This is a genomic window from Bacillus luti (assembly GCF_001884105.1).
Taxonomy (GTDB): domain Bacteria; phylum Bacillota; class Bacilli; order Bacillales; family Bacillaceae_G; genus Bacillus_A; species Bacillus_A luti.
In genome coordinates this window covers 25,753-38,839 of the sequence record NZ_MACI01000031.1, presented here as the reverse complement: position 1 = coordinate 38,839, position 13,087 = coordinate 25,753, and the positions used below count along the sequence as shown (strand labels likewise).

The 13,087-nt window shown below is 35.1% G+C and carries 13 protein-coding genes; 2 read left to right on the top strand and 11 right to left on the bottom strand.

The genetic code is table 11. The features are described from left to right. From BAQ48_RS07690 to BAQ48_RS07660, 7 genes are all read right to left on the bottom strand, one after another. A complete protein-coding gene (locus BAQ48_RS07690; protein ID WP_084064465.1) occupies nucleotides 1-678 on the bottom strand; it encodes a response regulator transcription factor in 678 nt (225 codons plus the stop codon). A 158-nt stretch (nucleotides 679-836) separates the two neighbouring features. Continuing rightward, nucleotides 837-1,676: a YitT family protein gene (locus BAQ48_RS07685; protein ID WP_071710615.1), complete on the bottom strand. Its 840-nt coding sequence runs from the start codon at nucleotides 1,674-1,676 to the stop codon at nucleotides 837-839. Between the two features lie 258 nt (nucleotides 1,677-1,934). Next, complete coding sequence (locus BAQ48_RS07680; protein ID WP_071710614.1) at nucleotides 1,935-3,782, bottom strand: sensor histidine kinase; 1,848 nt, start codon at nucleotides 3,780-3,782, stop codon at nucleotides 1,935-1,937. Continuing rightward, nucleotides 3,779-4,462, bottom strand: a complete 684-nt coding sequence (locus BAQ48_RS07675) for a response regulator transcription factor (RefSeq protein ID WP_071710613.1) — start codon at nucleotides 4,460-4,462, stop codon at nucleotides 3,779-3,781. The genes BAQ48_RS07680 and BAQ48_RS07675 overlap by 4 nt, the downstream gene beginning before the upstream one ends. 28 nt (nucleotides 4,463-4,490) lie before the next feature. Next, nucleotides 4,491-5,303: a C39 family peptidase gene (locus BAQ48_RS07670; protein WP_071710612.1), complete on the bottom strand. Its 813-nt coding sequence runs from the start codon at nucleotides 5,301-5,303 to the stop codon at nucleotides 4,491-4,493. Nucleotides 5,304-5,711: 408 nt separating this feature from the next. Next, nucleotides 5,712-5,981 (bottom strand): 2TM domain-containing protein, encoded by a 270-nt coding sequence (locus tag BAQ48_RS07665; protein ID WP_071710611.1) that lies wholly within the window; start codon nucleotides 5,979-5,981, stop codon nucleotides 5,712-5,714. Nucleotides 5,982-6,159: 178 nt separating this feature from the next. Further along, nucleotides 6,160-6,801 carry an ATP F0F1 synthase subunit alpha gene (locus BAQ48_RS07660; protein ID WP_071710610.1) on the bottom strand — a complete coding sequence of 214 codons (642 nt, stop codon included), beginning with the start codon at nucleotides 6,799-6,801 and terminating at the stop codon, nucleotides 6,160-6,162. Nucleotides 6,802-7,093: 292 nt separating this feature from the next. Between BAQ48_RS07660 and BAQ48_RS07655 the strand changes: the two genes are divergently transcribed. Beyond that, nucleotides 7,094-8,125 carry a S66 family peptidase gene (locus tag BAQ48_RS07655; RefSeq protein WP_071710609.1) on the top strand — a complete coding sequence of 344 codons (1,032 nt, stop codon included), beginning with the start codon at nucleotides 7,094-7,096 and terminating at the stop codon, nucleotides 8,123-8,125. A gap of 348 nt (nucleotides 8,126-8,473) precedes the next feature. Next, nucleotides 8,474-8,869 (top strand): DUF3224 domain-containing protein, encoded by a 396-nt coding sequence (locus BAQ48_RS07645; protein ID WP_071710608.1) that lies wholly within the window; start codon nucleotides 8,474-8,476, stop codon nucleotides 8,867-8,869. Nucleotides 8,870-8,962: 93 nt separating this feature from the next. On the opposite strand, the gene BAQ48_RS07640 is transcribed toward BAQ48_RS07645, so the two are convergent. The 4 genes from BAQ48_RS07640 to serC form a co-directional block, all read right to left on the bottom strand. After that, nucleotides 8,963-9,340, bottom strand: coding sequence for a hotdog family protein (locus BAQ48_RS07640; protein WP_071710607.1), 378 nt, complete (start codon nucleotides 9,338-9,340; stop codon nucleotides 8,963-8,965). 84 nt (nucleotides 9,341-9,424) lie between these two features. Continuing rightward, entirely contained in the window at nucleotides 9,425-10,672 is a 1,248-nt protein-coding gene (locus tag BAQ48_RS07635) for a DUF1015 domain-containing protein (RefSeq protein ID WP_071710606.1), read from the bottom strand. 13 nt (nucleotides 10,673-10,685) lie between these two features. Then, nucleotides 10,686-11,858 carry a 3-phosphoglycerate dehydrogenase family protein gene (locus tag BAQ48_RS07630; protein WP_071710605.1) on the bottom strand — a complete coding sequence of 391 codons (1,173 nt, stop codon included), beginning with the start codon at nucleotides 11,856-11,858 and terminating at the stop codon, nucleotides 10,686-10,688. Between the two features lie 12 nt (nucleotides 11,859-11,870). Next, nucleotides 11,871-12,953, bottom strand: coding sequence for a 3-phosphoserine/phosphohydroxythreonine transaminase (gene serC / locus BAQ48_RS07625; protein ID WP_071710604.1), 1,083 nt, complete (start codon nucleotides 12,951-12,953; stop codon nucleotides 11,871-11,873). Nucleotides 12,954-13,087: the final 134 nt, after the last annotated feature.

Here is a 13,087-nt window from a genome sequence, read left to right as displayed (position 1 = left end):
TTATTTCAACTCCAACTTATAACCGAGTCCACGCACCGTTGTAATTTGAAAATCATCTGTTCGTTTTGAAAATCGATCTCGTAGTCTCTTCACATGAACGTCAACTGTTCGTTCATCCCCTTCAAAATCCATTCCCCATACTAATTCAATTAGCTCTTCTCTTGAGAATGTTCTTCCAGGATAACTAGCAAGTTGTGATAATAATTCAAATTCCTTCAGCGGTAGTAAAATCGTTTGACCGTTACACTTTACTTCAACACCTTTACGATCAATTGTCGTTCCGTGAAGCGTAATAATGTCAGCGCTCAGCATTTGATAACGGCGCAATAAAGCTTTCATACGGAAAATGACTTCAGCTGGTTCAAACGGTTTTACAATATAATCATCCGTACCAGAAACGAACCCTTTTTCTTTATCGACTAGCTGATCTTTTGCAGTTAATAAAATAACCGGTATATCATGATACTTCCGGATTTCTTCACATAACGTATAGCCATCCACAAACGGCATCATAATGTCTACTATCGCAAGATGAATATTTTCCTTCTCTAATACTTCTTGCGCTACCTTTCCATCTTCCGCTTCAAAAACTTTAAACCCCTCTTTTTGTAGATGGTAATGCAATAACTCTCTAATATGCTTATCATCATCAGCTAATAAAATATGTATCATCTTCATTAAACCCTCTCTCGTTCATCCTTCTACATCCTTACATTAAGAAACAATTGGCCTTTTTGCAAGAAAAAGAAAAAGAAAAAGAATCTATTTTGAAAAAAGATTATTCAAAATAGATTCTCACGTTTCAGTATTAAGATTATTTTAATCAAAAACAATTTCTATGCCTTAGAAATATCAACAAATCCTTCTCCAAATACATCACGAACATCGTGTATAGCGATGAAAGCAGCCGGGTCCGTAGTTTGAACAATTCGCTTTAACTTCACTACTTCTTGCTTATTAATAACAACATAAAGAATGTCCTTCGGCGTTTTCGTGTAATAGCCATGACCTGAATACACGGTAACCCCTCTGCCCATTAAGGTTGTCACCTTCCCTGCAATTTCATCCGGATTATCAGAAATAATTGTAATAGCCTTTTTCGGATTCAGACCTTCAATTACAAATTCCATCACTTTCGTTCCGACATATAACATAATAATTGTCAGCATCAGTTTTTCTGCACCAATGATGAAATAAGATGAGAACGCAACGATTAAATCGAAGAACAATAGACCATAGCTAATGCTCCAGCCTAAATACTTATGCGTCATTCTCGCTAAGATCGTAGTACCTGCAGTTGTTCCGCCAACGCGAATAATTAGACCGATACCGCACCCTACAAATATTCCTCCAAAAATGGCATTTACAAGCATTTCATCCGAAGTAATCGTCCAACCTTCTGTCAAATGAAGGAACAATGAATTCGTAACTACAGCAATAATCGTATAAATTGTTGTGATCTTATTTAAAAATTTATAACCAACTATTAATAAAATCGCATTTAAAATTAAGTTGACTAAACCTGGTGACCACTCAAATAAATAGTACGTAATAATTGTGATACCTGTTACCCCGCCCTCACCAAACTCATTCGGAATAACAAACAAATTGACACCTAACGCAAAAAGAAATGCACCGATAATAATAAAAATAATGTCTGTCGTTCTTTTTTTCATACAGTACCTCACTTCTTATGTAAATATTTATTCTGTCATAAACTCTCACCATTATATCGTGGAATATTCAAATCGAACAGTGGTTTATTTTTATTTTAATATAAGGTTTCAATCAAACATTATTCTGTATTTGTATATAAGCTGACTCACACAAAATTTGAACAAAAAACAAAGATACGAAGTCATAGAATAGAATTCGCATCTTTGTTTCTTTTTAAACGATTTATATGAATGTAAATCCCCTCTAAGATCTTTACCTTACTGTTTTCTATCGCATTTTTCTAAACGGAAGTAGAACAATACCCCATCCTCAGTATTATTTACACCGTACTCTGCATCATGTAATTCTAATATGTTTTTTACAATCGAAAGACCAAGTCCCGTTCCACCGCATACTCGTTTTCTTGATTTATCCACCCTATAGAATTGATCCCATATTTTCTCTATATTTTCTTCTGCAATATGTGATCCTTTATTTTCAAACCCTATATATACGCCATCTACTTCCTCTTTTATATCTATTACGATCGTTTGTTTCGCATCTGTATAACGAATTGCATTTGTGAACAAATTTGTTATAACTTGTTCCAATAAATTTGCCTTTCCCTTAACACGTACATCATCAAAATTCAAATTGATTTGCAATAATTTCTCATCAATTTGACCGTGTAAATCTTTTTCAGCCTGCTGAATCAAATCCACTATATTTACTGGATCCATTTGTATTTGATACGTTCCTGATTCATATTTAGCCAAATTAAGCATCTCATCTATAAGTACATTCATTTTCTCTATCTCTTTTTCTAATGCTTCCCAATAATATTGGTTCATTTCAGGCGCAATCCCATCCTGTAGCATCGATGCAGATACTTGCATGACACTAAGTGGTGTCTTCAATTCATGTGAAACACCAGCAATAAAATCTTTTCTTGTCTGTTCTAATTTCTTTTCTTTTTCTAAGTCTTCTTTTAACTGATTGATATATCCTTCCATTCTTTCTGCAAGCAGATTGATATTAGAGGAAAGTTCGCCAATTTCATTTTTAGACTTGATCGAGAGTTTATTTTGAAACTCTAATTCCATAATCTTTTTCGTCGCTTTATTAATTTTTAGTAACGGATTTGTAATGATTCTTGAATAATAGAAAGACACAATAAGCGATAGAACTAACACAAATGCTATGATGTATATATAATAATCACTCATTAATTCAGTTGCCTTTGTAAGTGGTTGTAAAGATGATAAAGTATATACGATTTCTTGCACTTGACCGTTTTTTATTATTGGTTTTATCGTTTCAATATATTGAATCCCATTGATGTGGATTTCATTTTGTGTCCAACCTTGTTCTTCCAACTTCACTTTATCTGATATCCATTCAGCTTGAAAATTTAAAATTCGTTTCGCAAAAACATCATTGTTATACAAAGTGGTAATAGTATCAGGATTTGTATAATTAGGCATACTTATTTCTTTTATAATTCCTTCTAAATAATGGAGCGTCTTCATCCCATCATCTATTATTAGTTGATGTCCCTCTTTATTTCCACGCAACGTATTTTTCCGTATCTGATAATAGTTTGAAGAAACAAAGCTGGTATCATATCCTTTTATTCTCATGCTCATTGGAATAATTATTTCCCTATTCAAATCCTTACTAGCTATATCCATAACAGCGACATTTGATATTTTATCAATGAAACTCGTTATAATAATACTAAAATCAGTATCAATAAATTCTTTTGAATTCATAAAATTGTTAAACACAACTTTAGAAATTTTTTCAGGATTTTTTCTATCTGCCACCTTTAGATAATAATCCCCTGATGGCAACATTTTAATATTTGCTTCTTTATCTAGCCTTGCAATCATAATGCCTTGCTGATTCGCATACTTCTCTTCGATATTTTGCATTTTCTTCTCATCCTGTGAATGAGACTCATAGTACTTCTCATACTGTTGTAATTGTTTTTGCACACTTTCTTTTTCCTTGTCTATATACAAGTATTTCGTTACATACATTTGTCCCAAAAATATAACAGCGATGATCATGCAGCATAATAAAAATGTAAGGGAAAACAATTGAAATACAATTTTCTTTCTCATTCTATTTCTACCTCAAACTTATATCCTGTACGAATTACTGTAGTGATGTGCTTTGCTTTCTTACCGAGTTTCACACGTACATTACGCATATGTGCCGTTAATGTTTTATCATCTCCATCATAATCATATCCCCAAATGTTCGTGATTAATTGTTCTCTCGTTAATACTTGTTCCTTATGCTGCATTAAAGATTGTAAAATTTCATACTCTGTATGTGTAAACTCTACCCTTTGTCCATCTATCGAAACAGAACGTGCCGACTTATCTAAGCGAATACCACATAAATCAATGCAGTCCTGAAATTGTACAATTTGATTCGTCTCTTTGAATAAACGCTTTGCCCTCGCTAGTAAAATAGCTGGTTTAAATGGTTTCGTTACATAATCATCTGCCCCTAGTTCAAATCCAAGTAATGTATCATCCTCATCACTTCGAGCCGTTAATAAGATAATAGGAACATTAGAGTTCTTACGAATACGTCTGCAAACCGACCATCCATCCATTACCGGCAGCATTATATCTAAAATAACTAAACTGATATCATGATCATGTGCAGCAAACAATTCCAATCCAATTTGGCCATCTTCTGCTGTTACCACTTCATATCCATCATGCGAGAAATAATGTGCCACAGTCTCTCGTATAATTTTTTCATCCTCGATGATTAAAACTTTTTTCATTTCTATTCTCACCCAATCTACGTTCACTTTAAATCGAAATAGTCATCGCTTGTCTCCCCATTTGAATCCAAGATTGTTCAAAATCCTTCCGATTAATCGTTCTATGTTTGTCCGTCTTTAGTGGATCGTTAATATATACAAATTGTTCATCGTAATCCGTCACAACGACACTATGTTGATGGTATGTCACTTTCATTTCCCCTGTATCTGTTCTCCATGTGTAAAATTCACTATCTGGTAGTGGTTTAAATCGAGCATTTGTTAATACCCATACAGGGAGTCCTTCATCTATCGCTTCATAAATTTGTTCAGGTTCTTTGTGACTTAGGTCCATCACTTTTTCATCTGGAACATATAACTTTGCCAATTCTAAAATTGGCTCCACATAAACACCAAGTCCTGGTTTATCAAAAGTAGCCATATCACCAATAAACCCCTTGTGCATGTTACCTTTTAAACCATTACTTTGAAAAGGTACATATTTAATTTTCGAAGCAAGTTCCATCTTATCAACTTGCACGCCAGAAAACTGTAATACCATAACAAGGCTCGTTACTTCACAACCGCGCATCAATTCTGGCTTTTGTAAAATTAGCGGCACATCTAATGGCCTTACAATCTCTTTTTCTTGTTCTATAGGTACATTTTCAGCTACTACTTCATTTACGGATTCTACAGATACATTACTCATTTTTTCTACTTCTGATTTTTGTTTCACTTCATTTGCTACCGCAGGTTGTTTTTTAGCAATTGTAGGGCCATCACTATTTGACATGCCAATACATATTCCAAGCCCTGCAATCGTTAATAAGCAAAATGTTTCTTTACTAATATATTTCATAAATACCTCTCCTCACTTCTTTCTAAGGAGAGTTTAGTTCCTTCATATTTAGATAATCTCATATTTATAGAAAGATAAAGAGAAATTTATATAAAGATTATATAAAGATGCCTTCTATACGTATTAATCGTATGTGTAAAAAAACGTGCTTTCAAGAAGCAATATTTAACTATTTTCTCTATTCAACACAAAATATGGATTCATCAGCATGTAAAATAAACTGTAAGGAAAACCCCTACAGTTTATAGGAAGAAATACATATACAACTAAAAAAACAAAAAATTCATCTTGAACAAAGATTGATCAAAATGAACCTTTCTCCAGCAAATTTAAGTTGTTTTTTTAAACATACTATGCTCTAAAAGATAATTACTATATAATTTTATATTCATACATTCCAAAACAAATTCACTTATCTTTCTCCATATATTCTTTAATCTTTCGTTCTTCCCACTCTTTTCCGAATATTCCAACTGGAAAAGTTGTCAAACCGTGTATAACGATACCGATCCCCCAACCTGCAAGTGGATATAAAAACCATAATTTACTGGAATCAGAGCTTATATTTATAATAAAAAGCATTAAGTTCACTAGTATATACACCGTTAAATGAATATAAAACGCTTGTAAATTCTCCACCCTTTTTTTAGCTCGTAAATAATTCTCATCTTGCTCCATCCTTAGACACCTCTTTCCATATTGTTTTTTTCACCTTCTCTCCAGTGTTAACATCATATTCTAATCGGAAATCCGATATTCTCAAAAAAACGCAAAACAAAAAATACCCATCAAATTGTCATACATATGACCATTCGATGGGTACTGCATGATACATTTGTTAATTACAGAATTCTAATTAAGACCAAATCCAAACATCCTCATTATTTTCAACGTTGCTCTTTACCTCATAAACTTTTTCAATGTTGTCCGTTGTGTTCCAGTTAATAGAACTTCCGCCCCAGCCCACATACTTCATATCAATTTTTACTTTCTCACCCGTATGAAATACTTGTCCTTTCGTTAAGAAAACATCAATAATAACTTTCTTCCCGTTTAGCGCTGGATACTTAACTACGACATATTTAGTAGCACCGTCTCCTTCATCTTCCATCGTTCCTATTTTTGATACTTCTCCAATCACATAATCAGGCGAACCGTCTTCTTTCATGTGCATACCTAACTTGTTTGTTGTATTTTCAACTGCAGTTGCAACCATATATTCTGTAAAATTACGCATCATAGATCCAGTAGCTTTTACTTCGTCTCCTACTTTCACGTTTGAAAGGGAATCTATATACACACTAACAGGTTCTTCATATTGCTTAGATTTTACTACAATCACACCGTTATCTACTTCTACTACTCGTCCTTCTAACGTCGAGAAATTCGATTCAATAGAAGCTGCACTCGCCTTTGACAGTTCTAATCCTGATAAATTCGTTCCCGATAATGCTGCGATACCTAAAGCACCTGCTAAAATTAATTTTTTCATACCCATTATGAAACATCTCCATTCATGATGATTTTATTTTTTTGATTGGATACGACCAACCTGTAACCATTATAGTTACAGGTTAAAAGAAATAGCAACCCTCTTTCTTATGCAATGTTGCATACTGTAATTTTTAAATATAAATCGGTTATTCCTATATTCAACACTAAGATTGAATTCTTGAATATCAGCAGGTAAACGGATTGATGACGAAGAAATTAATGTGATGCATCATATTTTTTCAATGCTACGGTTTGTATAATCGTAGTCCATTACATTATGTAGGAGCGGAGTTAACATGTTAAAAAAACCAAAGCGATTACAGGCAGGAGATATTGTGGCGACAGTAAGTCCTTCGTGGGGAGGCGCAGGTGATTCTGACATAAGATGGCGTTACGAACAGGGAGTAAAGCGATTAGAAGAAGTTTTTGGTCTTACGGTTATTCCTATGCCAAATAGTTTAAAAGGTAGCGAATACCTTTATAACAATCCACAGGCTCGTGTGGAAGATTTAATGACTGCATTTAAAGACACACGCGTGAAAGCAATTATCGCAAATATTGGCGGTGAAGATAGCATCCGTTTACTTCCTCATATTGATTTTAATGTGATACGTGACAACCCGAAAATTTTCATGGGGTACTCTGACGTTACTATTTCACATTTATTTTGTCATAAAGCAGGTCTTTCCTCTTTATACGGTCCAGCAATTTTGACCGACTTTGCCGAAAATGTAGAGATGGATCCATATACAATTGAAATGGTAAATCGAACGCTCTTTTCCAATGAAACGATTGGCGAAATTCAACCAGCTCATGAATGGACGAGTGAGCGGTTAGAATGGATAGAAATAAATAAAAATACAAAGCGTACGATGCAGCAAAACAATGGATATGAGGTACTTCAAGGCTCTACGACTGTACAAGGGCGTTTAATTGGTGGATGTATAGAAGTATTGGAATTTGCAAAAGGAACGGAACTTTGGCCTGAGAAAAAACATTGGGAGAATAGTATCCTTTTCTTTGAAACCTCTGAAGATCATCCAGAGCCAAGTTATATAAAATATTGGTTACGAAATTATGCAGCGCAAGGTATTCTGCAAAAAGCAAAAGGTATCATCTTCGGTAAACCGAAAGATGAACAATATTATGAAGAATATAAACATGAAATACTGCTGGTTATGAAGGAACATCATTTAGAAGATTTGCCGATTCTTTATAATTTAAATTTTGGTCATACTGAGCCGAAGTTTATTTTACCTTACGGCGCGATGGCGGAAATTGATTGTGAACATGGATCTTTCTCTATTTTGGAAAGTGGCGTGGAGTAAAGGGAAACTTTAAATAAGTAGAGCCATAAGTTTTATAATTATGTTTCCTGATCCTACATCTTTTATTAGCTTGATAGCGATATGGCAGGACTCAAATAAAGTGAGACTTTAATCAGTGGGGGTTTTGTTCATCCCCCACTGATTATTAGTTGAACCAATCGGACGTTTACGGACAGTTGATCTCCCACCTAACTTCTTTGCTCCAACTGAATTTTGAGGTTGGAGTTTTACTGTCCGTTAACGCGGGATAAAAACACTCCTATGAGATATGACTGTGAATTTATACTTTTTCAAAGTATATAATTGGACGGAGATTACTTATCTAATAATTAAGGGGGATTTACGTGTATGGAAGTAACATTTACAGTAAGTAAATGGGATGAAAAACTACTCGATGATACTAGAAAAGATTTCCCTATTAATATTGCCCATGTTGAATATGATATTGATGGTGAATTAAAAGGAAAAGCTTTTGTTGAATACTTATTATATTATTTAGACTCAAATATAGATGATGGTCACTTGGCTACTGCTAAAATTTCTGGATTTTTACACTTTGAAGGAATTTATAAGGGGCAACAAGGGACATTTACAGCTATAGAGCAAGGAATATTTGATAAAGGAAATTTAGATTCCCCAGGAACAATTATCAAAGCTACCGGTAACTTAGAAAGTCTGAGAGGGGCCTATAATTATCAGTTTACAGGTCAAACCAGTAAACTAATTTTAGAGTTTAAATTTTAGCAAAATATCCTATAATTTAGTGGAAAGGACATTTCTTGTAATACTAGGAATGTCCTTTTTGTTGACGAGCTTATTCATTACTTTTCCTAGAAATTAAAGAATAATCCCCGAAAAACTCCCCTTCATTACTTCCTTTTCAAGTTGATTCCTACATGTAAACATCGCAATAATTTTCGTGCGATTTTTTTCATCAAGTTCAAATTGGTCAATGGTTACGTCACAACGAATTGTATCACCGCTAAAAACAGGACGTAAAAATTCAAAATCCATTTTGCGAGCTAGTACGTTATAATCACCACCAATTTTTGTAGGTAGCGTTGATGTTAAAAGTCCTTGTACAACAAATCTCCCCTGCTCATCTGGTGTAACATGATGAACACCTTCATCTTTAGATACTTCGGTAAATAACGCAACATCCTCTTGCGTAAACGTTCGCTCAAAAGTGATTTTCTCCCCTACTTGCAATTTCATTAATCCCCCTCCTCAAAAGCACTTTTAAAATAAGAAAAACCGAAACTAAAAATCATTTCGGTTTTTCAATCTAAAGAAGTCTATTTATTTTAATGAATGTACAAACAACCCACTGCGCAGCTTCGGTTCAAACCACGTTGATTTTGGTGGCATAACTTCCCCGGCGTCTGCGATTGCTAATAAATCTTCCATTGATGTTGGATATAATGAGAACGCTGCTTTATATGCACCGCTGTTCACAAGACGCTCTAGTTCTTCTAACCCGCGTATTCCGCCTACAAAATCGACGCGTGAATCAGATCGCGGATCATGTATTTCAAGTACTTGGCTTAATAGATGGTCTTGCAGAATAGACACATCTAAACCTTTCACAAGATCGTTCGCATCAAACGTTTCCTCTTTCACAGTGAGCTTATACCATTTCTCGTTTATATACATACCAAATGTTTTCGGCTCATTCGGTTTATACGGAGAAACATTTGCTTCTTCTACATAAAAATATTGCGTGATTTGCTTTAAAAACTGTTCTTCTGATAATCCGTTTAAGTCTTTCACAACTCGGTTATAATCCCAAATGGATAATTCATCTTGAGGGAATAACACTGATAGGAAGAAATTAAATTCTTCTTCTCCTGTGTAATTCGGATATTGTTCTCTTCGCATAAGTCCTACTTTTGCAGCCGATGCGGAGCGGTGATGTCCATCTGCAATGTACAAATTCGGAATATCTTCAAATGCGTTTACTAAAGTCGTAATTACTTCTTCATCTGCAATCTTCCATGCAACATGCCTAACGCCGTCTTCTGCTGTAAATGTATAGATTGGCGCATGTTCCTCTTTCCAGCTACTAATTAAATGCTTCACTTCATCTTTTGTACGGTACGTTAAAAAGATAGGACCTGTATTTGCATCGCACACATCTACGTGACGAATGCGATCTAGTTCTTTTTCATGACGTGTTCTTTCATGTTTTTTTATTGTGTCATCTTCATACTCATCAATCGATGTACAAACGACAAGACCTGACTGTGTTCTTCCTTGCATCGTCAATTCATAAATGTATAGTGCTGGCTCTTCATCTTGAATGAACACTTCTTCTCGTATAAAACGATTTAAATTTTCACCTGCTTTTTCATATACGCGATCATCGTATGGTGAAAGTGCCGAATCTAAATCAATTTCTGCTTTATCAACGTGTAAGAAAGAATACGGATTTCCTTTCACAACTTCTCTTGCCTCTTCACTATTTAATACGTCATACGGTAAAGCTGCAACTTGCAATGCCTTACCTTCTACTGGACGAATGGCCCGAAACGGTCGGATTTTTGCCAATTCCCTCTCTCCTTTACACAATCATTCGAACGGCTACAACACCTGTAATTTTGCTTATATTTTCCACAATATTCTCTTTTATTATATCATCAATTCCGTTATCAATATCAATCATTGTGTACGCCCAAGAATGTTTACTACGATTTATCATATCTGCAATATTAATATGATGTTCTGCTAAACATCCTGTAATTTGACCTACCATGTTCGGAACGTTTTGATGCATAATTGTAATTCGTTTCTTACCGATATACGGTAGTTCGACGTTTGGGTAGTTTACTGAATTACGAATATTTCCTGTCTCTAAATATTCACGTAATTGACGCGCTGCCATGATCGCACAATTTTCTTCCGATTCAGACGTAGATGCACCAAGGTGAGGCGTCGCTGTTACGTTTTTCATCTTTATCACATTTTCATTTGGGAAGTCCGTTACGTAATGTGTAATAACATCTTCTTCTAACGCTTTTTGAAGAACCTTTTCATCTACAAGTTCTCCTCTAGAGAAATTAAATAGACGCATACCTTTTTTCATCTTCTCTACAGCGTGTTCGCCAATAATCCCCTTCGTTTGATTTGTAAGAGGAATATGAAGGGTAATATAATCACATGTTGCAAAAATTTCATCAAGGCTAAATGCTCTTTGCACATGTGTAGAAAGGCGCCACGCTGTTTCAACTGAAATGTAAGGATCATATCCGACAACGTCCATTCCTAACGCTAACGCATCATTTGCCACTAAAGCACCGATTGCGCCAAGGCCGATAACCCCTAGACGCTTCCCAGCAATCTCTGATCCAACAAATTGTTTTTTTCCTGATTCAACAAGCTGAGGTACTTCTTCACCTTCTAAATTTTTCGTCCAGCTTACGCCATTAATAATGTTACGTGAAGACATAATAAGACTCGCGATAATGAGTTCCTTTACTGCATTGGCATTTGCCCCTGGCGTGTTAAATACTACAATCCCTTTTTCTGTACATCGCTCGACAGGAATATTATTTACCCCTGCACCAGCTCTTGCAATCGCCTTTAAATCTTTTGAAAACTCTTCTTGATGTAAAGAATAGCTGCGAAGTAAAATACCATCTGGATGGTCAATATGGTCCCCTACTTCATAACGCTCTCCACCAAGAACTTGCAAACCTTTTTCTGCAATTTGATTTAACGTTTGAACACGAAACATATCCCCATCTCCCTATCTATTCTCAAGCTCAAATTCTTTCATATAATTTACTAATTGCTGTACGCCGCTTACTGGCATCGCATTGTAAATACTAGCGCGCATACCACCGACTGAGCGATGTCCTTTTAGTGTAACAAGGCCGCGTTCTTTCGCTTTTTGTAAAAACTGATTGTTAAGTTCTTCTGACGATGTTGTAAACGGAATGTTCATAAGTGATCGATACGTAGGATCAACTGGTGAAGTAAACAATTTAGATTCATCTAAGAAATTGTAAAGAAGTGACGATTTCATTCTATTTTGTTCTTCAATCGCAGATACTCCGCCTTGCTCTTTTAGCCACTCTAGTACAAGTTTCGTAACGTAAATACTAAAGGATGGCGGTGTATTATATAAGGAGTTATTTTTACTGTAAGTTTCATAGTTTAACATTGTCGGACAAACTCGGTCTGCCCCGCCAATTAAATCTTTTTTTATAATCACAATTGTTAAGCCCGCTGGTCCTAAATTCTTTTGCGCTCCCGCATATATGAGACCAAACTTCGAAACATCATATCGTTCTGATAATATATTTGAAGACATATCCGCAACGAGCGGCACTTCTTCTACATATGGAATGTCCACATATTTTGTTCCTTCAATTGTGTTGTTTGTTGTAATATGTACATAATCTAGTTTTTCATCGCCTAGTAAACTATCCAGTTTCGGAATCGTAGTAAACTTCTCTTTTTCAGAAGAAGCAATTACTTGTACTTCCCCTACTTTTTCTGCTTCTTGCATCGCCTTTTTAGACCATGAGCCAGTCAATACGTACCCTGCTTTTTTATGCGTATTCATTAAATTCAGCGGTATCATAGAAAATTGTAATGAAGCACCGCCTTGTAAAAACAATACTTCATACTCATCAGGAATGTTCATTAATTCACGAAGTAAGCTACCCGCTTCATCAATAATACTTTGGAAATAAGAAGATCGATGGCTCATTTCCATAATTGACATGCCTGTCCCGTTATAATTTACAAGCTCCGTTTGCACTTTCTCTAAAACTGGCAAAGGGAGTATTGATGGTCCTGCTGAAAAATTATACACTCTCTCCATCACCCGGATGACCTCCCTATTTCTCATCTTTTATTTTTTAAACTTTCTGAATTATACCCCACAATACAAGACACGGTCAATTTCTTTTCTAATATTACGGCGTAAGAGGCAATGGAATCGCTTGCAAGTGCCAA